This is a genomic window from Inquilinus limosus (assembly GCF_051487185.1).
GTDB lineage: Bacteria > Pseudomonadota > Alphaproteobacteria > DSM-16000 > Inquilinaceae > Inquilinus > Inquilinus limosus_F.
In genome coordinates, this window is the sequence record NZ_JAHVDK010000035.1 from 47,751 (window position 1) to 73,978 (window position 26,228).

Below are 26,228 nucleotides of genomic sequence, written 5' to 3' on the forward strand. Positions count from 1 at the left end.
TTCAGCGCACGGCGACGAGCTGTTTGGACCGCGGCCGGTTCGCGTCGAAGGCGCGATCGGCCTGGGCGATGTCATCGATGTTTTCGGCGTAGGACTTCTTCGTCCGGCCGATATGGCGATGGAGAATGTCGCGCAGCATCTCGTCCTCGCCGTCGTCGATCGCCTTTACGATCGCGCGATGCTCGACCATCGATTTCTTGGTATGGCTCGGCCGCGCCGCCAGATGTGTTCTGAGCGCGGCGACCTTGCCGACGATACGGCTATAGGCCTCAGCCATATAGCTGTTGCCGCAGAAATCGAAGAATTGCGCGTGATATTCGGTATCGAGCGCGAGATAGGCACGGATGTCTCCGCGCTCCTGGGCATCCTCCATGTCGCTGACAATGCGCTTCAGCGCATTCAGGAAGGGCGCCCGGTTGCGCTCAATGGCGAAGTGGAGCGCCGCTTCTTCGAGCGTCAATCTGAGCTCGCAGAGCTCGTGAACCTCATGCGCGCTCATCGTGAAGACGAAGCTGCCGGTCTGCGGAATGATCCGCACCAGACCCTCGTTCCGGAGCTGCTGCAACGCCTCGCGCACCGGGGTCTTTGAGATGCCGAGCATGCGCGAGAGGGTGCCTTCGGAAAGCTGCTCGCCGAGGCCGAGATCGCCGCTGATGATCGCGCGCCGCAAAGAATCGACGGCCATTGCCGTCAGTGACTGGGGCCGTTCGAGCTGCTTCATCTGCGGTCTTTCAGTCCTTGCCGGAGGTTCTCGCATTATCGCGGAGAGCAGGCGCGGGTGCGAGCCGTCCTCGTCCTGGGTTGACTCCAGCTCATATCTGACATATCAGATGTTAGACAACGAGGCAAGCCGCGGCACAGACGGCATCCCGGAGGACGCGCTGGTGGCGGACGTCGAACTCGTCGTCGATTGCGGAAACACCCTTGGCGAAGGGCTGGTGTGGGACAGCGAGAAGCAGCGTCTCTACTGGACCGACATCGAGCAGAAACGGCTCTGGATCCTCGAGCCAACCTCGGGTGATGTCGGCAGCATTGCGGTGCCGGAGCGGATCAGCTGCTTGGCCCCGCGCGAAGGAGGCGGGCTCGTCGTCGCATTCGCCAGCGGCTTCGCTTTCTTCGATCCAGGGACCGGCCAGCGCGATGACATAGCGCCGTTCGAGCCGGAGCTGCCGCACACGCGATTGAATGACGGTCGCACCGATCGACAAGGACGGCTCATCGCCGGCGGCTTCGACGAGGTCGAGGGCAAGGCCGTCTCTTCGGTTGTACGGCTCGATCCCGATCTCCACGTGACCAGGCTTCTCAGCAAGGTGACATGCGCCAACGGCACCTGCTTCAGCCCGGATGGCCGGATGATGTATTTCGCCGACACGCCGGCCGGGGAGATCTGGGCATTCGACTATTCGCCATCCGACGGCACGCTGGGCAAGCGCCGCACGATCGCGCGGTTCGATGACCAGCCCGGCATGCCTGACGGCTCCTGCGTTGATGCAGAGGGGTTCATCTGGAACGCGCAATGGAATGGCCGGCGCGTGGTTCGCTACGCACCGGATGGGCGGATCGACCGCGTCCTGGAGGTGCCGGTCCTCAATCCGACCTGCGTCACATTTGGCGGCGCAGATCTCGAGACGCTCTATATCACCACCGCCCGGTACCTGATGAGCCCCGCGCAGATCGCCGCCGAGCCGCTGTCCGGCGCCCTCTTCGCCTGCAAGCCGGGCGTGCGCGGTCTGCCGGACGCCAAATTCGCGGGATGACCGCTGCATCAACGACAAGAGCTGCACGTCAGCCAGGGAGAACGCACATGGAGTTTGATCGGAAGAAGCTGTTCGCCGGGCTCGGCCTGATGCTGCTCGCCTTTGTGGCTGGGCCAGCCTCGGCTGCGGACTACGCCGCGCCCAAGCCGCTCGCCGAAGGTTCCCAGGCGCCGATGACAGGCTTCAAAGGCTCGAAGGGGGCACGGATCGCCTACATGCCGCCGGCGACGGAGTTCAACTACTACATCGCCATCGGGGAAGGCATCAAAGCGCTCGCCGCCGAACGCGGTGTCGAGACCTTCATGCTGGCCCCGCAAAGCGGTGCCGACATCAATGGCCAGATGGGCATGCTGCAGGATGTGATCAGCCAGAACGTCAGCGCGATCATCCTATCGACCCATGATGAGCATGCCGCAGCACCGCTGGTGAAGCGGGCGGTCGAGAAGGGCATCGCGGTCATTATCGTCAACTCGGATATCGCCAAGTTCCCGACACCGGTGCATGCGGTTGTCGGCTACTCTCAGCGCGCGGGCACGCACAAGATCGGCGACTATGCGCTCACGCTGGCAGCCGGCGGCGCCAAGAAGGTAGGCGTCATCGAGGGCCAGCCTGGCTATCATTCGACCGAACGTGTCGGCGGCTTCCTCGACGCGATCAAGGGATCGACGTTCGATGTGGTGTCGAGCCTCGATGGCAAGTGGAACGTCGAGGGCGGCAACGCCGCAGGGATGGACATGCTGCAGTCCCATCCGGAGATCGAGCTTATCTTTGCCGCCAATGACTACATGATCATGGGTGCGGCTCTCGCAGCCAAGGCGCTCGGCCGCGACAGCCTCATCCTCCTCGGCAATGACGGCGATACGGCGGCGCTCGAGCAGATCAAGGCCGGCGGCATCACGGCGACGGTCAACACGTCGCCATTTGTGATGGGACAGGTGGCGCTCCAGGTCACCCTCGATGTGCTCGACGGCAAGTATCCCGGCGGCTGGGTCGAAACGCCGACGCAGATCGTCGACAAGTCCAACGTGCTGCCGATTCTGCAGCATCCGGAGAAACTCTATCCCAAGCCGGCCATGGCGTATTGACGGACGGGGCCTTGCGGCGACCTGTTGGAGTGTAGGTGATGCCTGCCAGCGGCGAGATCGTCTGGGAGCTCAGGAACATCAGCAAGACCTATCCGGGTGTGGTCGCGAACGATAATGTCTCGATCCGGCTGCGCAGTGGCGAGATCCATGGGCTCCTGGGTGAGAACGGCAGCGGCAAGTCGACACTGATCAAAGTCCTGTCGGGTGCCCACAAGCCTGACGCGGGCACGATCCTCCGCCACGGCCAACAGGTGCTGCTGTCCAGCCCCTTGCGGGCCCGGGAGCTCGGTATCGCCACTGTGTTTCAGGAGTTCTCGCTCATTCCCGGCCTGACGGTGGCGGAAAACATCTATCTCGGTCGCTGGCCCGGGCGTGGCGGGCGCATTGCCTGGACAGCGATGCGCGAAGGCGCGCGCCATGTGCTCGCAAGGCTCGATCTGGCGATCGAACCTGACGCGGTCGTCGGCGAGTTGCCGGTTGCCCGGCAACAGCTGGTCGAGATCGCCAAGGCCATGGCCCTCGACGCTTCCATGCTCATCCTGGATGAGCCGACGGCCGCTCTGGGGCCAGTGGAAATCGACCATCTGCACGCGCTGCTGCGGCGGCTCAGGCAGGCGGGTTGCGCCATCCTGTACGTCTCCCATCGCCTGGACGAGGTGACGGCGCTGGTCGACGTTGCCACAATCCTGCGCAACGGCAAGGTCGTCAGCACGGCGGAAGAGACCCGGATCGAAATCGGGCCGATCGTCGGCCGGATGGTGGGCGAGGAGGTCAAGGAACACTATCCCAAGGAGCGCAACGCCACGCCCGAACCGGTGCTTGAGGCAGAGCAGCTGCGCACGGATGCGGGCGTCGTCGATGCGAGCTTCACGCTCTATCGCGGCGAGGTGCTGGGGCTGGGCGGCGTGCTCGGCTGCAAACGGACAGAAATTGCGCATGCGCTCTTCGGGATAGATCCATTGGTCGGCGGCCGGCTGCGGGTTCGCGGGCGAACGGTGCGTTTCCGGTCGCCGTCCGATGCCATCAGGGCCGGCGTGGTGCTGGCCAGCGAGGACCGGAAAGCCGAGGGTCTGTTTGCCAACTTCGATGGCACCCGCAACATCACGATCGCCAATCTGAGGGGCATATCGCGCGGGATTCGCCTCGATCTCGCGGCGGAGGGGCAGATCGGCCGTGCGTTGATCGAGCGGCTTCACATCACACCGGCGGCGGAGCGAGAGTCCGTAGAGCTGCTGTCCGGCGGCAATCAGCAGAAGATCATTGTCGCGCGTTGGCTGAATTGTGGCGCCGACGTCTTCATCCTCGATGAGCCGACGCAGGGCATCGATATCGGCGCAAAGATCGCGGTCTACCGCCTGATCAACGAGCTCACCCGTGCCGGCAAGGCGGTGATTCTCATCACCTCGGACGACGAGGAGCTGCTGGCGATGTCGGACCGTATCGCGCTCGTGCGCCGGGGCCGCATCACGCGCATCCTTCCTGCCAGCGAAGTATCGAAGAGTGATCTTCTGCAAAGCGCCGACAGCTCATCCTGGGAGACGGCGGCATGAAGGCCAGTCTCGGCCATTCCCTGATCGGACCTCTGGCAGCCACGATGCTGGCGGCGCTCGTGGTCGCGCTGACGACCGACCGCTTCGTCGACCCGGGCAATCTCCGGAATCTTGCCCTGCAGGTCAGCATCGTCGCGCTGGTCGGGATCGGCTCGACGCTCGTGATCATCACCGGCGGCATCGATCTCAGCCCGGGCTCGGCGATCGCGCTGTTGACCATGGTTTTCGCGGTTCTGGTCAAGTTCGTCGGCATCGATCTTTGGCTCGGCGTTGCCGCCACACTGCTGCTCGGTGTGATCCTCGGCGCGCTCAACGGCATCCTGACGGCGTATCTGCGGATCCCGGCCTTCATCACGACGCTCGCGGGCCTTAGCGCCTTTCGCGGCCTCGCGTTCATGTTCAACAACGGCTCGCCTGTATTCGATGTCTCACCATTGCTCGAGCGACTGTTCTACGGATCGGTTCTCGGCCTGCCGCTGCCGTTCCTCTACGTGCTGGCCTTCTTCGCAGCCGCCCACTGGCTGATGCGCTGGACCCGGCTCGGCCGCTCGATCTACGCGGTCGGCGGCAACCCGCGCGCAGCGCATCTGTCGGGCATCAATGTGAAGCGCACGCAGCTCCTGGCGTTCACCGTGGCGGGATTCATGGCCGCGATCGGTGCCGTGCTCATGGCGGCGCGGCTCAATTCGGGCTCGCCCAATTATGGCGCCGGGCTCGAGCTGCAGGCGATTGCGGCCGCAGTGATCGGCGGCGCCAGCCTTGCAGGCGGGCGCGGCAACGTGCTGGCGACATTGCTGGGCGCGCTCACCATCACCATCGTCCAGAACGGCCTCAACCTCAACGCCGTGCCGACGTCGCTGCAGAACGTGATCATCGGTCTCATCATTCTGCTGGCGGTCGGCATCGATATGTGGCGCCGGGAGATCGGGGGAATGCTGCACCTGTTTACCGGACACAATCGCACCGCTGCTCAACCGTCCAATCCACGCGAGGAAAGGACTCATCCATGACTTATCCGAGATCCTTCAATCACATCGGCCTGTCGGTTCCCGACGTGGATGCGGCCTTCAAATGGTACACCCAGGTCCTGGGCCTCTACCCCGTTATGCGGCCGACCACGATCACCAAGGACGACAGCGCGATCGGCATCATGTGCACGGACGTGTTCGGCCCGGACTGGACCAGCTTCCGCATCTGCCACCTGGCGACCGCCGATCGCATCGGCATCGAGCTGTTCGAGTTTCCCAACAACGCAAAGCCAGAAGACAATCTCGAATACTGGAAGACCGGGATCTTTCATTTTTGCATCACGGATCCCGATATTGAGGGGCTGGCCAGGAAGATCGTGGAGAACGGTGGCAAGCAGCGAATGCCGATCCGCGAATATTTCCCGGGCGAGAAGCCTTATCGGATGGTCTATTGCGAGGATCCGTGGGGCAACATCGTCGAGATCTACTCGCACTCCTATGAACTGACCTACTCGGCCGGTGCTTACGCGAAATAAGGCGAACGGCGCGGGCCATGCCAGACCAGCCAAAGGTCGTGATCTCCGATTATGATTTCGGCGACCTCGAGGTCGAGCGGAACATCCTCGAACCCGCCGGCATCCGCGTGGTCGGCCTTCAGGCGAAATCCGAGGAGGAGCTGATCCCGGAGGCGCGGGACTGCCACGCCGTCATCAACCAATATGCGCGCGTGGGCGCTGCGACCATTGCCGCGATGGAGCGCTGCAAGGTCATCGCACGCTATGGCGTCGGCGTCGATATCGTCGATGTGGAGGCGGCCACCGCGCGCAACATCCTGGTCACGAATGTCCGTGACTACTGCACGGAGGAGGTTGCGGATCACGCGATGGCGCTGCTGCTGGCGCTGGTGCGCAAGCTGCCGCAATACGACCGGGCCTGCCGCGCGGGAACGTGGCACTGGAAGTCGGGGCGACCGATCCATCGCATGCATGGCCGCGTCATGGGGATCGTGTCATTTGGCCGGATCGGTCGGGCCATCGCCGCGCGCGCCAAGGCGTTCGGCCTGAGGATCTTGGCCTACGACCCGTACGTCGACGACGCTGTGTTGGCGGCGCATGGCGTCGAGCGCGCCGACCGCGACACGGTGATCGCGCAGGCCGACTATCTGATGATGCAGGTGCCGATGACGGCGGAGACCCGCCATTTCCTGGGCGAGGCGGAACTCGACCGGATGAAGCGCGGTGCGATCATCGTGAATACCGGTCGCGGGCCAACGATCGACAACGCCGCACTGGCACGGGCGCTCAAGAGTGGGCACATCGCTGCGGCCGGGCTTGATGATCTTGAGGAGGAGCCTGCCAAGCAGCGCGCATGGGATCCGTCCGGCAATCCGCTGACGGAACTCGATAACGTGCTGATGACTCCGCACAGCGCCTACTACTCGGAAGAGTCGATCCGCATGGCGCGCGAAGTGGCCGCGCAGGAGGTGCTGCGGGTCTTGACCGGCAAGCGGCCACACAATCCGGTCAACAGGATCCGCTTTGCCGACGGTTCCTATTCCAAACCGGCCTGACCGAAAGGAAGGCTCAGATGTTGAAAGCATGCAATGACTTTGCCCGGCGTCCCGAGCTGCTGCGCCAGTTCGAGGCCGTCGCGGCGTGCTACAGCGCCTCTTGCGTGTTCGCCGACGTGCAGTACCGGCTGGGCGTCATGGCGAGCGCGATAAAACCGAGCTTTCCGGCCAAGGCGGTAGGTCAGGCTCTGACGGTGCAACTCTCGAAGGGCGATCTTGTTGACCCGCTGAAGGCGCTGGAAGTGGGCCAGCCGGGAGACATCATCGTTGTCGACGCGGGCGGCGACACCGAGACCTCGGTCTGCGGCGGCCTGATGGGCGGTCTTGCGAAGAACCGCGGGATCCGCGGGATGGTCATCGACGGCGCCGGCCGCGATATCGATGAACTCCGGGATATCGGCTGGCCGATCTGGACCCGGGCGATTACGCCGCGGGGCACGCACACCATGTTCTCTGGGCGCAAGGAGGAACTATCGATCAACGTGCCGATCGCCTGCGGCGGGGTCACCGTCAATCCCGGCGACTTCGTCATTGCCGATGAGATCGGTGTCACCGTGGTTCCCGCCGAGCGTGCCGAAGAGGTCGTCGCGCTCGCGCGCGAACAGGCGGAACGCGAGCAGCGTACCCGCGAGTGGGTTGCCGAGGGCAAGGCGATCGAGGACCTATTGAAAGAATTCGGACGAATTTAGCGCGGCGAGGCGAGGCTGCAATTTGGGTTCGAAAGCATGGTTGCTACAGCAAGAGACTCAGGACGGACGAGATCGTGCGCGTTTGATTAACGGATTTCATAGCGGTGGCGTTGTATATGTCCGGTGTAGTCCGGCCCGACCGATCGGCAGCTCAAGGCTGGTCTAGACGTTGATTGGACGTCCGCTATCAGGCTGCCAAAGCTATGGATCTCAGTCACGGCGGGACTGTGGTCGCGCCTCAATAGACCTGCTCATAGAGGGCACAAATCTCCTCGTGGTTTCGCTCCCCAAGATAGGCTTGCTCTCCTTTCTTATGCATGACGTAAACATCAGCAAATCCCACGGGGAACCAACTGGTCACGACCGCGTTGGAGCGGAAGCGATTGAGTGCTTCATCCAAGGTCTGCGGCAGACGGACATAGCCGCGTGCGCGCAGGGCACCTGCATCCAGCAGCGAAAGGTCCTCTTGCGTCGCCTGCGGTGCTTCTAACTCCTCTTCGATGCCCTGCGCGCCGGCATGGACGATTGCCGCGAGCTGCAGATGCGGACTGGCGGCGGCGTCGCCGGCGCGGAACTCGAAGTTGAACTGCGACGCTTTGGCGATGTCGCTGAGATCCGACACCGGGCAGATGCGCACCGATGCTTCACGGTCACGGAAGCCCAGATTGTTGAAAGCCGCGCTCCAGCGATGCGGCGTCAACCGCAGATAGGACACGACGCTCGGCGCCGTAATGGCGATGATCGCGTCGAGGTATTTGAGAATCCCGGCGACGAACTGACCGGCGTGGCGACCAAGTCCGTGCGCGCCATTTGGATCGTAGGTGGATGGCTTGCCTGCCCGATCGAGAAAGCTGAGATGGATGTGCACCCCGTTACCGACGCTCGCGGGATCGCGGATCGGCGTGAAGGTCACCGGCCGCTCTAACCTTTCGCCCACCAATCGCACCAGTTCGCGCAGGATGGTCGCCTGATCGGCAATGGCGACGCCATGCGCCGGCGCGGTCGTCACCTCGTATTGGCCGGAACCGTATTCCTTCATGAAGGTATCGGGCTCCAGACCGACGCTGCGCGTTGCCGCAAGCAGCGTCTCGGCAAATTCCCGAGCCCTCCGGAATCCTGCGGTCGTGTAGGCTTCACCCAACCGGCTCGGCCCGCTCCGGAACTGGAATTCGTGCTCGAACGCGCCGTAAAGCGTCAGTCCAGTCAGGCGCTCGAGCCGTTCGAGTGCCGACTTCAGGATCGAGCGCGTGCAGAGCTCCCATGGCCTGCCGTCGGTGTGCTTGATATCGCCCAGCACGAAGTGCTCGGCGGTCCCGTCATCCTCGAGCACGACGCGCACGCGGGCCGTTTCGTCTGGGATCAGCAGGAGATCGCCGAGCGCGCCGAACGGGCTCTCGGCGATGGCGTCGAAGCACGTGATCTGGACATTGGTCGGCGTCCAGCCGACGCCGCGCTTCTGGCGCACATCGAACTGGCAGGCTGGAAAGGCCTTTCCCCGGACCTTGCCGGCAAGGTCCGTGCAGCAGGCGATGATCATCTCCTCACGTATCATCCCTACCCCCGCTATCGCCGCCGGGCGGAGCCAAGCGCAGCTGGTCCCAATCCTCCAGCCGCTTGCGCGTTGCCGGCCAATTCGTCTCGGACACTTTCACGATGAGCGCTTCTACGAAGGCGATCGCGCAGACCACTGTATCCCACGCCGTGCCACTCTCGATTGGAAGCGCAACCACGATATCGCTGTGCCGTGCCACCGGCGACATCCATTTGTCGGTCACCAGCACGATCGTGGAGTGCCGCTTGGTCGCCACGATCTCCGCAAGCCGCGCAAGGTCCGCCTGATAGCGCCGGAAATCGAACAGGATGAGCACGTCCTGCCTGCGCATACGCAGGACATGATCGGGCCAAATCTCCGGGTTTGCCGGAAGATGGGACACTTTGGGCCGGATCTGCGTCAGGTGGATGGCGAGGAACGCAGCGATACTGTCGCTGATCCGCCCACCCAGCAGGAAGACGTTACGCGCTGGGTCGGCCACCAGCTCGAGCACGTGGTCGAACTGCGCCTGCGGGACACTGCCGGCCATTTCATGAAGGCGTGCGGCGACGCGGTGGGCATAGTCGTTGAGGAACTCGCCGCCATCTCGCAGCTCCTCCGTGGCCTTGAGATCAAGGGGCGAGCGCCGCCCCTCCCGCAGCTCGCCGATGAGCTGACGCTGAAACTCCTGATACCCAGCGAACCCGATCTTGCTGACAAAACGTGTGATCGAGGGCGCGCTGACGCCGGTGCGGCCGGCAAGCTCGACAATGGTCTGCAGTCCGCCGAAAGGATAGTCGGCCAGGATCGCGTTGGCGATCTTACGCTCGCTGGCGGTCAGGTTCGGGACTTCCTGCCTGATGGTTTCGCGCACCGTCATTGACGTAGCCATCACCAGCAACGCTCGTGATCGAATGACGCGATCATTGGAGTCTGAAAAAAATTAGTCAAACCAAAACGACAACATTGACAATGATCCAGAAATTTCTTTGAGTCATGTGGGCAGTTCCGAAATCCGAACGACCGGAACGCCGGAGGCAGTCTGGGACAGATGTTGCAGTCTCTGGAGCGCAGTGCGCCCCTGCTGTCGGATCGCGATCCTGCGCCGGTCGAGGTCGTGAACCCTGACGGTCGTGCCATCTTCGTGCTGACGTGCGAGCATGCAGGTCGCCACGTGCCGCTCAGACTGCGGGGTTTAGGCATCCCAGCCGCTGAGATGGACCGGCACATCGCCTACGACATCGGCGCGGAAGGGCTGGCGCGGAGACTGTCAGCGATCCTCGACGCGCCATTGGTCCTACAGCGCTTCAGCCGCCTGGTGGTGGACTGCAACCGACCGTTTGATGCACCCGATTGCTTTCCGGCGGTGAGCGACGGAACAAGGGTGCCGGCCAATGAGAACCTGACCGACCAGAAGCGACGGCAGCGGTTCGAAGGGATTCATCAGCCCTTTCACCGCGCGGTCGCCAAGCTGCTTGATCGGCGCACGAACGCCGCCATCCCCACGATCCTGATTTCGATCCACAGTTTCACCCCGCGGCTCGCAGCGGGTGCGCCGCGGCCTTGGCTCATGGGCGCCTCGTCTAACCGCGATCCGCGCTTCGCGCAGCACTTCATCGCGATCTTCCAGGCCCATCATCCCGACATCTCGTGCGCGCACAACCAGCCCTATGCGGTCGACGACCGTACGGACTACACGATCCCAGTCCACGGTGAAAAACGCGGCATCCCGCATCTGCTGCTCGAGATACGCAATGACCTGATCGGCGATGCTACGGGCCAGGAGCGCTGGTCCCGCCTGATCGCGGACAGCCTGGCTGGCGCAGCCACTGCCCAGATGAAAGAGCTTGCCTCATGAATACCGACACCCTGACAACGCGCGAAGTACCCCTCGAGCCGAGATCATCGGCGCTGTTGTTCGTCGACGTGCAGAACTTCTCGGTGCGCCGCGATGGCGGCGAATTCAAGGACGTGCCCGAGTCCGAGATTGCCGAGAGATGCGGATACTATTTTGAGCGTCTGAAATCAGTCGCCATCCCGAACATGCAGCGGCTGCAGAAGGCGTTTCGGGCTGCCAGCATCGAAGTGCTCTACACCACGATCGAGAGTCTGACCAAGGACGGCCGCGATCGCAGCCTCGATTACAAGATCACGGGCTTCAACGTTCCCAAGGGCTCCTGGGACGGCAAGGTCATCGACGAGATCGCGCCAGGCGAAGACGAGATCGTTCTGCCCAAGGGCTCGTCCAGCGTGTTCGTTTCCACCCACATCGACTATCTCCTGCGCAATCTCGGGGTGAAGCAGCTGGTGCTTGCCGGGGTCCTGACCGACCAGTGCGTGGAATCGGCGGTACGCGACGCATGCGACCTCGGCTATCTGGTGACGCTCGTGCCCGACGCCTGCGCCACTATGAGCGAGGAACGGCACCAGAATTCCCTGCGCGCCATCAGGGGCTATTGCCGGCAGGTCGACACGAATGCGCTGATCGCCGAAATCGAGAGGCAGAATTGAGCAGGCACTGGATGGGCCCGATGCCTGCCAGTACTGCGGCAGGCCACTGTCTGCAGAGCGGGTGAGAGTTCAGGGCAGGGTCGCCGCGGATGAGTTGGCTCAGAACCAAGGGGACTGAGATGAAACGATCAATCCAGAGCATATCAGGCGCGGCAGTCGCTGCTCTCTGCTTTGCAAGTGCCGCGCAGGCGGCGGACGACACCATCGTCATCGGCGGAGCCATGTGCCAGACCGGCGTGCAGGCGCCGCTCGACACGCCCGCCGTCTTGGGCGCCCAGGTCGCTGTCAAATATCTCAACGACCAAGGTGGATTGCTGGGCAAGAAGGTTGACTTCATCAATATCGACGGCAAGTCCGATCCGGTCACAGTCGGCAACGCCGCAGTCGAGCTGATCGACAAGGGCGCGGACATCATCATGGCACCGTGCGATTTCGACTTTGGCGGCCCGGCGAGCCGCGAGGCCCAGGAGGCCGGCCTGGTCGGCATCTCCACCTGCGCCTCTGACCCGCTCTATTCCTCCTGGTCGCTCGGCGACAAGCAGTTCACACTGTCCATGTGGAACACCACGATGGGCGCGACGGCCGCCGATTTCGCGTTCAAGGAAAAAGGGTGGAGGACGGCCTATGTCGTCACCGACCAGTTCATCGCCTACACCAAGTCACTCTCCAAATACTTCATTGCCCAGTTCAAGACAAATGGCGGGGAAATCATCTTCGAGGACACCTACACAAACGGTGACAACGATTTCTCTGCCCAGCTCGCGCGCCTGAGGGCGCTGGGCAAGAAGCCGGACGTGATCTTCATCTCCTCCTATGGCCAGGACATCGCCACGATCATCCGCGCCTTGCGTGAGGTCGGGTACAATGCGCCGGTGCTTGGCGGCGACTCATATGACGATCCGGCCCTGCACGCGGCGCTCGGGGAAAGCCTCGGCAATGACGTGTATTTCGTCACCCACACTTTCATGACGCCGGAAGCGCATCCGGACATGAAAAAATTCATCGACCTCTACACCGAGATGCACAGGGCAGCACCTGACACCGCCTTCGTCGCGACCGGGTGGGACACCGTCATGCTCATGGCGGAGGCCATCAAGGCGGCTGGAACGACCGACGGCGCCGCGGTGGCGAAGGCGCTGGAAGACGGTGAGTTCAAGCTACTGACTGGCGAGCTCAACTACGGCACGGCGGAAGAGGGGCATGTTCCGGATAAGGCGGCCGTGATGGTCGAACTGAAAGGCGGCAAACCGAGTTTCCTCGGCTGGCGTCGACCGGAAACCCTTCCGGCTCCCTGAGGCGCGACCGCGCCAGGACTCTGCAGGTCCCGACGCTTCTCCTTGGCGGAGATTCCATGGCCAATTCGTCGCTGCAAGCGGTCAACGTCTCTGTCGAGTTCTCGGGCCTGCGCGCCCTAGACGTCGTCACGCTCATCGTGGACCCGGAGGAGATCGTCGGGCTTATCGGGCCCAACGGCTCCGGCAAGACGACCCTGGTCAACGCGATCACCGGAGAGGTGCCGCTGGCCCATGGCAGCATATCGCTGCGCGGCGAGACGATCACGTCGTTGCCGCCCTGGAAGATCGCCCTCAAGGGAATCAGCCGCTCCTTCCAGATCGTGCGGCTGTTCAACAATCTGACGGTGACCGAGAATATCGAGGCCGCTTCCCTCGCCCACGGCGACAGCCTGCGCATCGCCCGCGCCAAGAGCGAAAGGCTGCTTGATGAATTCGGCCTGTCGGGTAAGGCGGACGAACTTGGCGGCGCCCTCAGCTATGGCGACAAGCGCCGGGTGGAGATTGCGCGCGCGCTGGCCGCCAATCCCTCCTTCCTGCTGCTCGATGAGCCGGCCGCCGGCATGAGTGAAGCCGAGACCGAGGCGCTGTTGCATATCCTCACCAGGCTCCCGCGCGACCGCAAGCTTGGCCTGCTGATCATCGACCACGACATGAGCCTGATCATGCGGCTCTGCCATCGCCTGCACGTGCTGGCCTCCGGTCGCACCATTGCGACGGGCAAAGCTGACGAGATCCGCCGCAACCCGGCCGTCATCGAAGCCTATCTTGGAGCGAAAGCTGCGCATGCTTGAGGTGAAGGATCTCGAGGTGCGCTATGGCGCGATCCGGGCGGTGCGCGGCATCTCCTTCTTCGTGTCCGACGGCGAGCTGGTTGCTTTGCTCGGGGCCAACGGTGCCGGCAAGTCCTCGACCTTGCGATGCATCGCGGGCGCACTGAGGGCGGCCGGTGGCGCCGTCCGCCTGGATGGGGAGGATGTCACCTCGGCCAAGCCGGAGATCATGGTGCGCAAGGGCGTCGCCACCGTGCCGGAAACCCGTGACGTGTTCCCGGACCTGACGGTTGACGAGAATCTGCAGCTCGGCAGCTACATCCGGCGTTCCGACAAATCCGGCGTTGCCGCGGATCGGGAGCGAATGTTCCAGCTTTTCCCGCGCTTGGCCGAGCGCCTGGGGCAACCGGCCGGAACCCTCTCCGGTGGCGAGCAGCAGATGCTCGTCATCGCGCGCGCAATGATGTCGCGGCCAAAAGTGCTGCTGCTGGATGAGCCTTCCCTCGGCCTGGCCCCGGTGGTCGTCGACCAGATCTTCGAACTGATCGCGACACTCAAGAAGCTGGGCGTCACCATCCTGCTGGTGGAGCAGAATGTCACGGAGGCTCTTGCCGTTGCCGACCGCGCCTATGTGATGCGCCTCGGGACCATCGCCGCGTCGGGGACCGCAGCGGAGATCAGCGCGGCGACCGATATCCGCGCGCTGTATCTGGGGGGCTAGGGCCGTGACCTTCGCGATCCAGTTCCTGATCGACGTTCTCAGCCTGGGCGGCGCCTATGCGCTGATGGCCCTCGGCCTGGTCATCGTCTATGGCATCCTGCGCCTGGTGAACTTCGCCTATGGCGAACTGATCATGGTCGCCGGCTACACCTTGTTTCTGATCAGCGGATCGGGTTTGCCCTGGCTGGTGATGGCGGCAGCCGCTGTCGTCATGGCGGTGGTGACCGGCATCGCCACCGACTATATCGCCTTTCGACCGGTCCGGGCGAAGGCACTGACGGCAGTGCTCATCACATCCTTCGCCTTCTCGACCCTGCTGCAGAATGCGGCCCTGCTCTTCATCTCCCCGCGCCCGCGGGTTATCCCCCTGCCGGACATCTTTTCCCGCACGGTCGAGATCGGCGGCGCCATCACGCCGATGCGCAACCTCGTCACGATCGCCGCGGCGGTGCTCCTGCTGGCGCTGTTTGCGTTTCTGATGCGCCGCACGGTCCTCGGTATCGCCATGCGTGCGGCGGCGACAAACTTCACCATGGCGCGCATGCTGGGCGTGCCTGCAAATCTTATTATCTCTTCCGCTTTCGCGATTTCCGGGCTCATCGCCGGGTTCGTGGGCCTGCTGTGGATGGGCCGGATCGGCACTGTCGTCCCCGGCATCGGGCTGGAGCCGCTGCTGGTGGCGTTCATAGCGACCGTCATCGGCGGCATGCGCAGCCTGACCGGGGCGGTCATCGGCGGCTTTGTCCTGGCCTTCATCGACACCAGTCTCAACTACACGCTGCCGCAGGAGCTGCTGAAGTTCCGGGACGCCTTCACGTTCAGCCTCGTCATCCTGATCCTGCTATGGCGTCCGGAAGGCCTGGTGAGGGGGCCGGCGAGCGGCCAACGGACATGAAGGCCCGATGAAGCGCAACCTGCTCACCCTTGTTGTTCTGGGCGGACTGATCCTCCTCGCTGTGTTGGCGAGTCAGATCGTCGGCATCCGGCTTTATGACCGTGTCGCCACGAATCTGTGCATCTCGCTCACGCTGGTGCTGGGCTTGCAAGTCTTCATGGGGAATTCAGGCATCCTGTCCTTCGCGCACATGGGCTTCATGGGCGTCGGCGCGTATGCGACCGCCGTCCTCACAATCCCCGCACAGATGAAGGGGATGGCCTTACCGGATCTTTACCCATTCCTCCAGGGTGTGCAGCTTTCGCCTCATCTGGCCATCGCGGTCAGCGGCCTGGTCGCGGCCTTGGTCGCCGCCATCGTCTCCTACCCGCTGATGCGCCTCTCCGACGCCGCGGCTGTCATCACCTCCTTCGCCCTCCTGGTCGTGCTCTATACAGCCATGACCCACTGGAGCGCGCTGACCAATGGGCCGCGGACCCTGTTCGGTGTCCCGAAGGCGACAGACGTCAAGCTGGCGGCTGTGGTGGCGCTCCTGGCCCTGGTGACCGCCGTCGCTTTCAAGGAATCGCGTACCGGCAAGCTGCTGCGCGCCAGCCGGGACGATGAGCGCGCGGCCGCAGCCATCGGGGCGCGAATCCCCCAGCTGCGCTGGCGCGCCTTCGTCCTGGCTGCGCTCTTCACCGGCATTGGCGGGGCGCTGTGGGGGCATTTCATCACCTCCTTCTCGCCGCGGGCCTTCTATCTCAAGGAGACCTTCCTCATTCTCTCGATGCTTGTGATCGGCGGCCCGAACACGGTGACCGGCGCGGTGATCGGCACCTTCATCGTCACCGCCGCGTTTGAATCGCTTCGCGGCATCGAAGGACTGATGAACGAGGCGAAAGTGACGAGCGAGCCGGTGATCGGTCTCACCGAGATCGTGCTGGCCCTCGCCATGATGGCGATCCTGGTGTTGCGGCCGGGTGGTCTGTTCCCGACCCGGGAAATCGGCGCCCTGCTGTCGCGCCGGACTGGAAGACAGGAGAAGAGCGGATGAGCTGGAAAACCGCCTATCGTTCCTTCTACTACGCTAATGCCGAGGAGCCGGCGGACATCAGGCTGGATCCGGGCACGACGGCGCTGCTGGTCATCGATATCCAGAACACGTATCTCGAGGACAAGGCGACGCCGGACGAGACCGAGCGATGGCAGCCCTTCTACCGGCGCATGCGCGGGATCGTGATCCCGAACACGACGAGGCTGATCGCGGAGTGCCGCAGGCGCGGGGTCGAGGTCATTTTCGCGCGCATCGCCTGCCTGAAGCAGGATGGCCGCGACCGGTCACTGAGCCAAAAGAAACCAGGCTTCAACTACCTATTGCTGCCCAAGGACCGCGTCGACGGGCAGATCGTGCCCGAGCTCGCGCCGCAGGGCGACGAGATCGTCATGCTGAAGACCACAGACAGCGCCCTCACCGGCACCAACCTGCGGCTCATCCTGCACAACATGGGTATCAAGGATGTGATCTGCGCCGGGATCTTCACCGACCAGTGCGTCTCCTCCACCGTGCGCAGCCTCGCCGACGAAAGCTATGGCGTCGTCGTGGTGGAGGATTGCTGCGCCGCCGCCACGGACGAGCTCCACCGGCACGAGCTCGAGGTCATCAACATGATCTATTGTCATGTGGCCCAGCTCGACGAGGTGCTGGGCTTCTTCGCGTGAGGTGAGTGATGGTCGGGCTCTATGAGCGCGACGCCAAGGCGTTGTCCCGCATGTCCTTCCTGCGGTTCTTCCCGCAGGCGGTGATCGGCGGGGACGGCGCCTACCTCATTGGTGAAGACGGCCGCAGGCTGCTGGACTTTTCCGCGGCCTGGGGTGCGGCAAGCCTGGGTCATTCGCATCCCGCTCTGCGCGCCGCAGTCGCCCGCGCCTTGGCGAGCCAAGCCGGCGCCAGTCATCTGTCCAGCGCCAATCTGCCAGCGGTCGAGTTGGCCGAGAAGCTGTTGTCGATCGTGCCGCAGCGCGCTGCAGGCCGGGTGTGGCTCGGCCATTCGGGATCGGATGCCAGCGAGACCGCGGCGCGCGCCGTGGTGGCGGCAACGGGCCGGCCGCGCATCATTTCCTTCAAAGGGGCCTATCACGGCGGGACCGTCGGCTCGATGGCAGTATCGGGGCATCCGGTGCAACAAGGCGTGCCCAAGGCGCCCGGCCTCTCGCTCATCCCTTATCCCAATCCCTATCGTGACGGCGGTGAACACGCTGCCTCCGAATCCGCGATCGCGCAGCTGGAAGACCTGCTGTCGGGGCCGGCGCCGCCAGAAGAGGTCGCGGCATTGTTCCTCGAGCCGATCCAGTCCGATGGCGGCATGATCGTGCCGCCCGCCGGCTATTTCAGGACAGTCGAGGAAATCTGCCGGCGTCATGGCATCCTGCTCGTTGTCGACGAGGTCAAGGTCGGCCTGGGTCGAACCGGAACACTGCACGCATTCGAGCAGCTGGACATCGAGCCGGACATCATCATCTTCGGCAAAGGCCTCGGCGGAGGTTTGCCCGTCTCCGCAGCAATCGGCCCCGAAGCGATCATGAATCACAAGCCGGCTTTCTCGTTCCAGACGGTCCACGGCAATCCGGTCTGTGCCGCCGCCGGGCTTGCCGTCCTGCAGACGATCGAGCGGGAGCGTCTGGCCGACAATGCGGCGGAAGTCGGCCAGCACCTCCGAGACCTGTTGCAGCGACTGAAGAACACTCACCCCATCATCGGCGATGTGCGGGGACGGGGATTGTCGATCGGCATCGAGCTGGTGGCCGATCGCACGAGCAAGGAACCGGCCAAGATAGAGGCCGCGCTTACAATCTACCGCGCGTTCGAGCTTGGCCTCGTGCTGTACTACGTGGGCGTCAATTCCAACGTCCTGGAGCTTACTCCGCCGCTGACTTTGACCAAGGAGCAGGCCAGCGAGGGTGTTGCCCTGCTCGATCAGGCGATGTCCGACGTGATGTCCGGCCGCGTCGACCGTTCGGCGCTCACCGCTTTCGCAGGCTGGTGACGCCAGACTGATGATGGCACCACCGCCCCGCGGTGGCATGCCCGCACGGCATCCAGGACGATCATACGCGAGCTCGGGGAGATAGGCGCGATCCCGGGAGCCGGGCGCGCCGCCGTGTCAGCCCGGCAGGATCCCGCGGCGATCGGTGCTTCGGCGCGTCATCACCTCGGTGCCGACATCGACGATGCGCGGCCCGGCCGGCTGGCCGGCGAGCTGGTCGCGGATGGCCAGCACGGCGGAGTGGCCGACACGGTAGCGGTAGGTCCGGACGCTTGAGAGGCTCGGTTCCGCTGCCTCCATGAAATCAAGATCGTTGAAGCCGGCGATGCCCATGTCCTCGGGCACCCGGATGCCGCGTTTGACGCATTCGAACAGGACGCCCAGCGCCAATATGTCGTTGTTGCAGAACACCGCGTCGAGCCCGGGCTCCGCGGCGATCGCCTGCCGGAACAGCTCGCGCCCCAGGGCCGGCGTCGCGAATTCCAGCATCGGCCGGCCGGTCGCCGGGTTGACCTTGTCCAGAAGATGGCGAAGGCTGGACTCGGATATCGAATGGATCAGACCCGGCCGGTCCAGCCCGGCGGCTGCCAGGGCCTGCTGGTAGCCGGACCGGCGGCCGGCGGACCGGCTGTTCATCCAGCCGCTGAGGAACGCGATGCGGGTGTAGCCCTGGTCGATCAAATGCTCGGTCATCCGCCGGCCGGCATCCTCGTGCGAGAAGCCGATGATGCGGTCGATCGGATCGGGCGACAGGTCCATGATCTGCACCACGGGGCATCCGGCCTTCTCCAGCATGCGCCGGGCATTCGCCGTTTGATTGATACCGGAGACGATCATCGCCGACGGCTTCTGGCGCAGGAACACGCCGACCAGCCGCTCCTCCTCCAACGGGTCGTAGCGGGTGTTGGCGACCTGGATCTGCAGGTCGGTGCCGCCCACGCCGTCATAGATGCCGCGCAGCACGTCGGCGAAGACCACCTGGGTCAGCGATGGCACCAGCACGCCGATGACGTCGGTGCGGGTAGAGGCGAGGGCGCGGGCGCTGAGGTCGGGGATGTAGTTCAGCTCGCGGATGGCGTCGTGGACGACCCGCCGCAGCGTCTCCGACACCCGGTGCGGCTCGCGCAGGACCCGGGACACGGTGATCGTGCCGACGCCGGCATAGGCCGCGACATCCGCCATCGTCGGTGTGCTGCCGCCACGGCGCCTGCGGGTGGGGGGCTTTTCGGAAATGGTCGTCTCCTTCCGGTCTGCCGGCAGTATCGGGGCGGATTGCGGCGGAATTCAAGCTGAACGCCGTCCTCGACGTCCCTCTTCGGACAGAACCAAATAATTCTCTGGTCGGTATCTTGACTCTGTGAAAATGGCAGCGCTACCATCAGCGCATCACAGGCAGAGATCCGTTCATGTCCTCATGAATTTGAGGAGACGGACCCGTTTGCCTCAAAAAATCCGATGGGGAGGAACCTATGCCTTTCACCAGGCGGGACGTTCTCGGGGCATCGGCTGCGCTGCTGGGGGCAGGCCTGACGGGGACCTTCGGGACCCGGGCCTCCGCCCAGTCGACCGACACCATCCGCATCGCCTTCGCCGCGCGCAACAACCGCACGCTCGACCCCTCGAACTCGATCCAGGGGGCCGACAACTGGTCGATCGTGCATATCCACGACACTCTGGTGGCCTCGCCGAACGGCCGCTTCGCCGAGCGGCCGGAGGAGTTCGTGCCGCAGCTGGCCGAGAGCTGGACGACGTCGTCCGACGCCCGGACCTGGAGCTTCAAGCTCCGCCAGGGCGTCCAGTTCCACAAGGGCTATGGCGAGATGACCTCCGACGACGTGGTCTTCACGCTGAACCGCATGCGCGACCCGAAGCAGGTCGGCGGCAACAAGGTGCTGTACCAGAACATCGCGGATGTCCAGCCCGACGGGAAGTACGGGGTGACGATCTCGCTGCGGCAGCCCGACCCGCTGCTGCTGAGCGGCACCATCCAGGACTATTCCTGCGTCATCCTGTCGAAGAAGGCAGTGCAGGAGAGGGGCGAGGCGATCCAGCGCGACCCGATCGGCACCGGCGCCTACCAGTTCGTCAGCATCGATCCCGACCCGTCGAAGGGCATCATGATGACGGCCAACCCGGACTATTTCGGCGGGGCGCCGGTCACCAGGAACCTGCAGGTGATCTACATCCTCGACACGACCGCGCGCACCCTGGCGCTGCTGTCGGGCGACGTGCATATGATCGAGGGCGTGCGCGCGCCGGGCTGGGTGCCGGCGATGAAGCAGAAGAACCCGAACCTGCTGTTCGACGTGGCCGCGCCGGGCAGCCTGTTCACCATGAGCTTCAACCTGACGCGCAAGCCGCTCGACGACCTCCGGGTGCGGAAGGCCTTCGCCCATGCCATCGACCGGGACGCCATCGTCGCGGCGATGACGCCGATCAGCCGCCGCACCTACGGCCTGAACCCGCCCGGTTTTCCTGGCAGCTACGCGGCGGACACGCTGCCGGCCGAGCTCCGCTACGAATTCGATCCGGACAAGGCGAAGGCGCTGCTGGCCGAGGCCGGCTATCCGGACGGCTTTACCCTCGACGCCTATACGAGCCAGCGCGAGGACTACGCCTCGGCGATGCTGGTGGTGCAGGAGCAGATGCGCAATGTCGGGGTCAACATCAACCTGCAGGTGATCGACCACACCACCTTCCACGCCAACAACCGCAAGGACATGAACAGCCTGCCGCAGAACTCCTCGGCCTATCCGCCGGTGCCGACGCTGCCGCTGGCGGACATCCTGTCCAAGGTGGCGGAGGTGAAGTCCGACGGCAGCGGCGGCGCCAACTACTCGCATTACGGCGTCGCCCTCCCCGGGATCGACGACCTGCTCGACGCGGCGGGGAACGAGCCGGACTACGACAAGCGGCTGGCGATCATTCAGGAGGCCGAGCGCAAGGTGATGACCGATCTCCCGGTCCTGCCGATCGCCACCAACGGCTATCTCATCGTGCGCGATCCTCGGGTCGAGCTCGGCTACGAGGTGAAGTCCGGCTACGCCTACTGGCGGCTGGACAAGGCGAAGATCGCCTGAGGCGGCGGGCGCCGCCTGCGCAATTGCGAGAAGGACTGACCATGACCGCAACCGCCCTCCGATCCGGCGGCGCTCCCGGCGACAGGCGCGTCCTCGCGCCGGGCACGTTCTGGTACGACACGATGCGCCGCGCGGGGCAGAACAACTTCAATGAACGCGATCCCGAGACCCTCGATGTCGAGGCCTGGATCGACTACTGGAAGCGCCTGAAGATCGACACGCTGCTGCTGAGCGGCGGCGGCATCATGGCGTTCTACCCGACCAAGGTGCCCTATCACCACCGCAGCCGCTATCTCGGCGACCGCGACCTGTTCGGCGAGTTCGCCGCCGCGGCCAAGCGCGAAGGCATGCGGGTGGTCGCGCGGATGGATCCGAACTGGTGCTATGCCGATGGCGCCGAGGCCCATCCCGAATGGATCGCGCGCACCGCCGACGGCCGGCCGGTGCATCACCCCGAGGTGCCGGAGCTGGTCCGGACCTGCATGTTCTCGACCTTCTATACGGAGCAGATGCCGGCGATCTACCGCGAGATGAACGCCCTCTACGACATCGACGGCTTCTTCACCAATGGCTGGCCCAGCACCGGCCGCAGGCCTCCCTGGTACAACACCGACCACCAGCATCTGACCGAGTTGCCGCCGCAGGAGTTCCACCGGATCTATGAGAACCGAGTGCTCGAGATCTGGAGGCTCTGGGACGGCATCGCCAAGGAGCGGTCGCCGGAGAACGTCTATGTCGGCAATCTCGGCGGCGGCATCCGGGCGGTGACCGACGTGATGGAGATCGCCAAGGTCGCCGGCTGGTTCAATGCCGACCACCAGGGCCGCAACAACCAGACCCCGATATGGGACTGCGCCCAGCAGGGCCGCGTCGCCCATGCGGTGATGGACGGGCGGGCGGTGACCAACGTGACCGGCGGCTACGCCAATGCCGACCCGTTCTGGCGGCACACGAGCAAGGCGCCGGAGGAGACGACGCTGTGGATGGCCCAGTCCACCGCCAGCGGCATGGTCCCGTGGTACCACTGGCTCGGCGGCGCGCCGGAGGACAACCGGTTCCGCTGGACCGGCGAGGCGTTCTTCCGCTGGCTCGCCGAGCATGAACGGCATTTCCGCAACAGGGCGCCGGTGGCCAACCTCGCCATCGTCTTCTCGCAGCGGACCAACGCCTTCTACCGGCCGTCCGGCGGCGGCGACGTCACCGACTATCTGCAGGGCTGGTACTACGCCCTGCTCGAAGCCCGCATCCCGTTCGAGTTCCTGCACGAGCAGAACCTGACGCCGGAGCGGCTGAAGAAGTTCGCCGCCATCGTCCTGCCGAACACGGCGATGCTGTCCGACGCCCAGGCCAGGGCGATCGAGGACTATGTGGCCGGCGGCGGCGCGATGGTGGCCACCTTCGAGAGCGGCTGCTTCGACGAATGGGGCCGTCGCCGCGGCACGCCGGCCCTGGCCGGGCTGTTCGGCGTCGAGGTCGTCGGCCAGCCCTTCGGTGCCGCGCAAGGGGAGCACAAGCATCATCGGCGCGGGCATTTCGCGCGCATCGAGGGCGACCACCCGATCCTCGCCGGCTTCGGCGACACGATGCTGCTGCCCTATGGCGAGTTCCGGCTGCCGGTCGCGCCCGGCGGGGCCGGGCTCCTGAGCATCGTCGAGCCCTATGCTGCCTTCCCGCCCGAGATGGTCTACACGAACACGCCGAGAACGGACGAAGCCGCCCTTTCGGTGCGGCAGCACGGGCAGGGCAGGGTGGTCTGGTTCTCGGGCGACATCGACCGGTCCTTCTGGCTCTCGACCAATGGCGATCTCGGCCGGCTGATGGCGAACGCCGTGCGCTGGGCGCTGGACGGGCGGCAGCCGGTGCGCATCGAGGGGCAGGGGCTGATCGATGTCTTCCCGTGGGAGACCCAGGAGGGCTACGCGCTCCATATCCTCAACTACACCTCGCCCAATGCCTTGCGCGGCTGGGTCCGCGAGACCTATCCGCTCGGGGCCCAGACGGTGAGCTTCGAGGTCGCGGCCGGCCGGGCGATCCGGGCGGTGGAGGCCCTGCGCGCCGGCCGCAGCGTGCCCTTCACCCAGACCGGCGCCACCGTCCGCTTCACGCTCGACGGCATCGCCGACTACGAGGTCGCCGCGCTGACTTGACCGCGCGGCGACCGATCGACACCAGGACGGCACGAGGATCCTCATGGCTGCAGAGACTTCCGTCACCCTGCTGATGCCCGACCCCGTGGTCGCCCCGGTCCGGTGGGCGGCGGAGGAGTTGCTGCGGGCCCTGCGGCAGCGCGACGTCGAGGCCGCGATCGGCGGGGTGCCGGCGGGCTTCACAATCCGCGTGGCGACCTCCGGCGACCAGGAGGCCGCGGCCGCCGCCGCGGCATCGTCGGTGACACTGCCGGAGACGACGGAGGGGCTGGCACTACTGCCGGTGACGGACGGCATCGTCGCCTGGGGTTTCGATACCCGCGGCCTGGTCTATGCGCTGACCGAGCTGACCGACCGGGTCGGCCATGCCGAGGGCGACCTGTTCGGCCCCGGCCTGCCGCTGGTGGAGCGGCCCTCGGCCCGCATCCGCAGCATCGCCCGGCTGTTCTGCTCGGAGGAGGAGGACAAGAGCTGGTTCCACGACCGCCAGTTCTGGCACGAGTACCTGACGATGCTGGCCGGCAACCGGTTCAACCGGTTCGCCCTGACGCTGGGCATGGGCTACAACTACCCATACCACAACAACTTCATCCGTGACGTCTATTTCTACTTCCCGTACCCGTTCCTGCTCGATGTCCCCGGCTATGACGTCGACGTCAAGGAGCTGACGCCGGAGGAGCGCGAGGCCAATCTCGACACCCTGAAGTTCATCGCCCGCGAGACCGCGCGGCGCGGGCTGGACTTCCAGCTGGCGCTGTGGACGCAGCGCTATGATTTCGACGACGTCCCGAACGCCAACTACACCGTCCGCGGGATCGGCCGGGACAATCTGGCGCCCTATTGCCGCGACGCCATCACGGCGCTGCTGAAGGAGGTGCCGGAGATCACCGGCCTGACCTTTCGGGTGCATGTCGAGGGCGGCATCCCCGAAGGCGACTACGCGTTCTGGGAGCAGGCGTTCCAGGGCGTCGCCGCGGCCGGCCGGCCGGTCGAGATCGACATGCACGGCAAGGGGCTGGACCACAAGACCATCGGCCTGGCGCGAGCGTCCGGCATGCCGATTACCGCGTCGCCCAAATACATGGCCGAGCATATGGGGCTGCCCTACCACCAGTCGGCGATCCGGGAGCGCGAATACCCGCCCGAGGTGGCGCGCAGCGAGCGCGAGCAGCTGAGCGAGGGATCGCGCAAGTTCCTGCGCTACAGCTATGGCGACCTGCTGAGCAAGGACCGCGACTGGAAGGTGCTGTACCGGATCTGGGCCGGCACCCAGCGCGTGCTGCTCTGGGGCGACCCGGTGCTGGCCGCCGGCTACGGCCGCAGCTCGACCTATTGTGGCTCTGACGGTGTGGAATGGTGCGAGCCCGGCTCGTTCAAGGGCCGCATGGGCACCGGCGTGCCGGGGCAGCGCTTCCACTACCGGAAGCAGGGCCTGGCGACGAAGTACGACTGGCAGAAATACGCCTATCTCTACCGGGTCTGGGGCCGGCTGCTGTACAACCCGGAGGCCGATCGCGACGGCTGGATGCGCCATCTCCGCCGGGCCTGCGGTGACGCCGCGGAAACCTGCGAGACCGCCCTGTCGCTGGCCAGCCGCGTGCTGCCGCTGGTCAGCCTGACGCACGGGCCGTCGGCCTCGAACAACCACTACTGGCCGGAGATCTATTCCAACCTCCCCATCGGCACGGTCGGCCATCACCAGCCCTATGGCCGCGACATGGACGGGCCGGTCCGCTTCGGCAACGCGCCGACCTTCGATCCGCAGCTCTTCGCGACGCCGCGGGAGTATGCCGAAGCGCTGCACGAGGGCCGCACTGACCGGCGCTACTCCCCGCTCGACGTCGCCGACTGGCTGGAGCGGCTGGCCGAGGGCTGCGATACGGCGCTGGTGTTGCTCAAGGGCAGCGGCACCTTCGAGACGGCGGAGGTCCAGCGCATCGTCATCGATGTCGGCATCCTGTCCGGCATCGCCCGGTTCTTCGCGCAGAAGTTCCGCGCCTCGACCTGGGGCGAGCTGTTCATCCTGTCCAGGGCGACGGTGACGCTGAACCGGGCCGAGGCCCATCTGAAACGGGCCGTGCTCGCCTGGCAGGGCATCGCCGACAACGCGCGCGACGTCTATCACGACGACCTGACCTACGGGCCGCAGAGCTGGCTGCGCGGCTCCTGGCAGCAGCGGCTGCGGGAGATCGAGATCGAGCTGACCGACCTGCAGGCGATGCGATCCGAGCCGCCGCATGAGACGGTCCATCCCGACGACAGGACCCGGGCGGCCATCGCCCGGCTGCAGGGGCGAAAGCCGACGCGCAGCCTCGCCGCGGGAGTCACGGCGCCGGCGACCTTCCGGCATGGCGAGGCGGTGGAGGTTCGGGCCGATCTGGCGAAAGCGCTGCCGGGCGGCGGCGAGCCGGTGCTGCACTACCGCCACGTCAACCAGGCCGAACGCTGGCAGGCGACGCCGATGCAGTGGAACGGCAGCGGCTTCGCGGCGGTCATCCCGCCCGACTACACGGATTCGCCCTTCCATCTGCAGTTCTACGTCAGCGCTGTGGCCGGGGACCAACTGGTCCTGGCGCCCGGCCTACGCGACGACCTAGCCAATGAGCCCTATCTCACGGCCCTGCAGGTGTGAG

Annotated in this window: 23 protein-coding genes; 19 read left to right on the plus strand and 4 right to left on the minus strand. The window is 65.0% G+C overall.

Going from position 1 to position 26,228, the window contains the following annotated elements; genetic code table 11:
- Position 1 precedes the first annotated feature (1 nt).
- Complete coding sequence (locus KXR53_RS30775; RefSeq protein WP_437379434.1) at positions 2-721, minus strand: GntR family transcriptional regulator; 720 nt, start codon at positions 719-721, stop codon at positions 2-4.
- Positions 722-830: 109 nt separating this feature from the next.
- On the opposite strand from KXR53_RS30775, the gene KXR53_RS30780 reads away from it, so the two are divergent.
- Genes KXR53_RS30780 through KXR53_RS30810 form a run of 7 tightly spaced genes read left to right on the plus strand, consistent with a single transcriptional unit; the run spans position 831 to position 7,619 of the window.
- Positions 831-1,757: an SMP-30/gluconolactonase/LRE family protein gene (locus tag KXR53_RS30780; protein WP_437379435.1), complete on the plus strand. Its 927-nt coding sequence runs from the start codon at positions 831-833 to the stop codon at positions 1,755-1,757.
- Between the two features lie 47 nt (positions 1,758-1,804).
- Positions 1,805-2,842: a sugar ABC transporter substrate-binding protein gene (locus tag KXR53_RS30785; protein WP_437379436.1), complete on the plus strand. Its 1,038-nt coding sequence runs from the start codon at positions 1,805-1,807 to the stop codon at positions 2,840-2,842.
- Positions 2,843-2,880: 38 nt separating this feature from the next.
- Positions 2,881-4,392 carry a sugar ABC transporter ATP-binding protein gene (locus tag KXR53_RS30790; protein ID WP_437379437.1) on the plus strand — a complete coding sequence of 504 codons (1,512 nt, stop codon included), beginning with the start codon at positions 2,881-2,883 and terminating at the stop codon, positions 4,390-4,392.
- The gene (locus KXR53_RS30795; RefSeq protein WP_437379438.1) at positions 4,389-5,402 is read left to right on the plus strand and encodes an ABC transporter permease; all 1,014 of its coding nucleotides are present in this window, start codon (positions 4,389-4,391) and stop codon (positions 5,400-5,402) included. The genes KXR53_RS30790 and KXR53_RS30795 overlap by 4 nt, the downstream gene beginning before the upstream one ends.
- Complete coding sequence (locus KXR53_RS30800) at positions 5,399-5,896, plus strand: lactoylglutathione lyase family protein (RefSeq protein WP_437379439.1); 498 nt, start codon at positions 5,399-5,401, stop codon at positions 5,894-5,896. Before KXR53_RS30795 ends, KXR53_RS30800 begins: the two co-directional genes overlap by 4 nt.
- 17 nt (positions 5,897-5,913) lie before the next feature.
- The gene (locus tag KXR53_RS30805; RefSeq protein ID WP_437379440.1) at positions 5,914-6,930 is read left to right on the plus strand and encodes a C-terminal binding protein; all 1,017 of its coding nucleotides are present in this window, start codon (positions 5,914-5,916) and stop codon (positions 6,928-6,930) included.
- Positions 6,931-6,947: 17 nt separating this feature from the next.
- Entirely contained in the window at positions 6,948-7,619 is a 672-nt protein-coding gene (locus KXR53_RS30810; RefSeq protein ID WP_437379441.1) for an RraA family protein, read from the plus strand.
- A gap of 238 nt (positions 7,620-7,857) precedes the next feature.
- Here KXR53_RS30810 and KXR53_RS30815 read toward each other — a convergent pair whose 3' ends face one another.
- A complete protein-coding gene (locus KXR53_RS30815) occupies positions 7,858-9,156 on the minus strand; it encodes a hypothetical protein (protein ID WP_437379442.1) in 1,299 nt (432 codons plus the stop codon).
- Between the two features lie 4 nt (positions 9,157-9,160).
- The gene (locus KXR53_RS30820) at positions 9,161-10,030 is read right to left on the minus strand and encodes a MurR/RpiR family transcriptional regulator (protein ID WP_437379443.1); all 870 of its coding nucleotides are present in this window, start codon (positions 10,028-10,030) and stop codon (positions 9,161-9,163) included.
- Positions 10,031-10,201: 171 nt separating this feature from the next.
- Here KXR53_RS30820 and KXR53_RS30825 point away from each other — a divergent pair, with 171 nt between their 5' ends.
- From KXR53_RS30825 to KXR53_RS30865, 9 genes are all read left to right on the plus strand, one after another.
- On the plus strand, positions 10,202-11,008 hold the full coding sequence (locus tag KXR53_RS30825; RefSeq protein ID WP_437379444.1) for an N-formylglutamate amidohydrolase: 807 nt from the start codon (positions 10,202-10,204) through the stop codon (positions 11,006-11,008).
- Positions 11,005-11,661: an isochorismatase family cysteine hydrolase gene (locus KXR53_RS30830; RefSeq protein ID WP_437379445.1), complete on the plus strand. Its 657-nt coding sequence runs from the start codon at positions 11,005-11,007 to the stop codon at positions 11,659-11,661. Before KXR53_RS30825 ends, KXR53_RS30830 begins: the two co-directional genes overlap by 4 nt.
- A gap of 119 nt (positions 11,662-11,780) precedes the next feature.
- Positions 11,781-12,956, plus strand: coding sequence for an ABC transporter substrate-binding protein (locus tag KXR53_RS30835; protein WP_437379446.1), 1,176 nt, complete (start codon positions 11,781-11,783; stop codon positions 12,954-12,956).
- Between the two features lie 56 nt (positions 12,957-13,012).
- A complete protein-coding gene (locus tag KXR53_RS30840; protein WP_437379447.1) occupies positions 13,013-13,747 on the plus strand; it encodes an ABC transporter ATP-binding protein in 735 nt (244 codons plus the stop codon).
- Positions 13,740-14,447, plus strand: coding sequence for an ABC transporter ATP-binding protein (locus tag KXR53_RS30845; protein WP_437379448.1), 708 nt, complete (start codon positions 13,740-13,742; stop codon positions 14,445-14,447). Before KXR53_RS30840 ends, KXR53_RS30845 begins: the two co-directional genes overlap by 8 nt.
- Before the next feature lie 4 nt (positions 14,448-14,451).
- Positions 14,452-15,342, plus strand: coding sequence for a branched-chain amino acid ABC transporter permease (locus tag KXR53_RS30850; RefSeq protein ID WP_437379449.1), 891 nt, complete (start codon positions 14,452-14,454; stop codon positions 15,340-15,342).
- Positions 15,343-15,349: 7 nt separating this feature from the next.
- The gene (locus KXR53_RS30855; RefSeq protein ID WP_437379450.1) at positions 15,350-16,378 is read left to right on the plus strand and encodes a branched-chain amino acid ABC transporter permease; all 1,029 of its coding nucleotides are present in this window, start codon (positions 15,350-15,352) and stop codon (positions 16,376-16,378) included.
- Positions 16,375-17,043: a cysteine hydrolase family protein gene (locus KXR53_RS30860; RefSeq protein WP_437379451.1), complete on the plus strand. Its 669-nt coding sequence runs from the start codon at positions 16,375-16,377 to the stop codon at positions 17,041-17,043. Before KXR53_RS30855 ends, KXR53_RS30860 begins: the two co-directional genes overlap by 4 nt.
- A gap of 8 nt (positions 17,044-17,051) precedes the next feature.
- A complete protein-coding gene (locus KXR53_RS30865) occupies positions 17,052-18,368 on the plus strand; it encodes an aspartate aminotransferase family protein (protein ID WP_437379452.1) in 1,317 nt (438 codons plus the stop codon).
- Between the two features lie 117 nt (positions 18,369-18,485).
- Here KXR53_RS30865 and KXR53_RS30870 read toward each other — a convergent pair whose 3' ends face one another.
- Positions 18,486-19,550 carry a LacI family DNA-binding transcriptional regulator gene (locus KXR53_RS30870; protein WP_437379453.1) on the minus strand — a complete coding sequence of 355 codons (1,065 nt, stop codon included), beginning with the start codon at positions 19,548-19,550 and terminating at the stop codon, positions 18,486-18,488.
- Between the two features lie 287 nt (positions 19,551-19,837).
- On the opposite strand from KXR53_RS30870, the gene KXR53_RS30875 reads away from it, so the two are divergent.
- Genes KXR53_RS30875 through KXR53_RS30885 form a run of 3 tightly spaced genes read left to right on the plus strand, consistent with a single transcriptional unit; the run spans position 19,838 to position 26,227 of the window.
- Complete coding sequence (locus KXR53_RS30875) at positions 19,838-21,448, plus strand: ABC transporter substrate-binding protein (RefSeq protein WP_437379454.1); 1,611 nt, start codon at positions 19,838-19,840, stop codon at positions 21,446-21,448.
- A gap of 41 nt (positions 21,449-21,489) precedes the next feature.
- A complete protein-coding gene (locus KXR53_RS30880) occupies positions 21,490-23,595 on the plus strand; it encodes a beta-galactosidase trimerization domain-containing protein (protein WP_437379455.1) in 2,106 nt (701 codons plus the stop codon).
- A 43-nt stretch (positions 23,596-23,638) separates the two neighbouring features.
- Positions 23,639-26,227 (plus strand): hypothetical protein, encoded by a 2,589-nt coding sequence (locus KXR53_RS30885; RefSeq protein ID WP_437379456.1) that lies wholly within the window; start codon positions 23,639-23,641, stop codon positions 26,225-26,227.
- Position 26,228: the final 1 nt, after the last annotated feature.

Excerpts from the sequence above, each read along its gene's own strand:
- KXR53_RS30820 (WP_437379443.1), bottom strand. The coding sequence starts at position 10,030 with ATGACGGTGCGCGAAACCATCAGGCAGGAAGTCCCGAACCTGACCGCC.
- KXR53_RS30845 (WP_437379448.1), top strand. The coding sequence starts at position 13,740 with ATGCTTGAGGTGAAGGATCTCGAGGTGCGCTATGGCGCGATCCGGGCG.
- KXR53_RS30785 (WP_437379436.1), top strand. The coding sequence starts at position 1,805 with ATGGAGTTTGATCGGAAGAAGCTGTTCGCCGGGCTCGGCCTGATGCTG.
- KXR53_RS30875 (WP_437379454.1), top strand. The coding sequence starts at position 19,838 with ATGCCTTTCACCAGGCGGGACGTTCTCGGGGCATCGGCTGCGCTGCTG.
- KXR53_RS30805 (WP_437379440.1), top strand. The coding sequence starts at position 5,914 with ATGCCAGACCAGCCAAAGGTCGTGATCTCCGATTATGATTTCGGCGAC.
- KXR53_RS30790 (WP_437379437.1), top strand. The coding sequence starts at position 2,881 with ATGCCTGCCAGCGGCGAGATCGTCTGGGAGCTCAGGAACATCAGCAAG.
- KXR53_RS30855 (WP_437379450.1), top strand. The coding sequence starts at position 15,350 with ATGAAGCGCAACCTGCTCACCCTTGTTGTTCTGGGCGGACTGATCCTC.
- KXR53_RS30780 (WP_437379435.1), top strand. The coding sequence starts at position 831 with ATGTTAGACAACGAGGCAAGCCGCGGCACAGACGGCATCCCGGAGGAC.
- KXR53_RS30865 (WP_437379452.1), top strand. The coding sequence starts at position 17,052 with ATGGTCGGGCTCTATGAGCGCGACGCCAAGGCGTTGTCCCGCATGTCC.
- KXR53_RS30815 (WP_437379442.1), bottom strand. The coding sequence starts at position 9,156 with ATGATCATCGCCTGCTGCACGGACCTTGCCGGCAAGGTCCGGGGAAAG.
- KXR53_RS30825 (WP_437379444.1), top strand. The coding sequence starts at position 10,202 with ATGTTGCAGTCTCTGGAGCGCAGTGCGCCCCTGCTGTCGGATCGCGAT.
- KXR53_RS30810 (WP_437379441.1), top strand. The coding sequence starts at position 6,948 with ATGTTGAAAGCATGCAATGACTTTGCCCGGCGTCCCGAGCTGCTGCGC.
- KXR53_RS30870 (WP_437379453.1), bottom strand. The coding sequence starts at position 19,550 with ATGGCGGATGTCGCGGCCTATGCCGGCGTCGGCACGATCACCGTGTCC.
- KXR53_RS30830 (WP_437379445.1), top strand. The coding sequence starts at position 11,005 with ATGAATACCGACACCCTGACAACGCGCGAAGTACCCCTCGAGCCGAGA.
- KXR53_RS30840 (WP_437379447.1), top strand. The coding sequence starts at position 13,013 with ATGGCCAATTCGTCGCTGCAAGCGGTCAACGTCTCTGTCGAGTTCTCG.
- KXR53_RS30860 (WP_437379451.1), top strand. The coding sequence starts at position 16,375 with ATGAGCTGGAAAACCGCCTATCGTTCCTTCTACTACGCTAATGCCGAG.
- KXR53_RS30835 (WP_437379446.1), top strand. The coding sequence starts at position 11,781 with ATGAAACGATCAATCCAGAGCATATCAGGCGCGGCAGTCGCTGCTCTC.
- KXR53_RS30880 (WP_437379455.1), top strand. The coding sequence starts at position 21,490 with ATGACCGCAACCGCCCTCCGATCCGGCGGCGCTCCCGGCGACAGGCGC.
- KXR53_RS30800 (WP_437379439.1), top strand. The coding sequence starts at position 5,399 with ATGACTTATCCGAGATCCTTCAATCACATCGGCCTGTCGGTTCCCGAC.
- KXR53_RS30885 (WP_437379456.1), top strand. The coding sequence starts at position 23,639 with ATGGCTGCAGAGACTTCCGTCACCCTGCTGATGCCCGACCCCGTGGTC.
- KXR53_RS30795 (WP_437379438.1), top strand. The coding sequence starts at position 4,389 with ATGAAGGCCAGTCTCGGCCATTCCCTGATCGGACCTCTGGCAGCCACG.
- KXR53_RS30775 (WP_437379434.1), bottom strand. The coding sequence starts at position 721 with ATGAAGCAGCTCGAACGGCCCCAGTCACTGACGGCAATGGCCGTCGAT.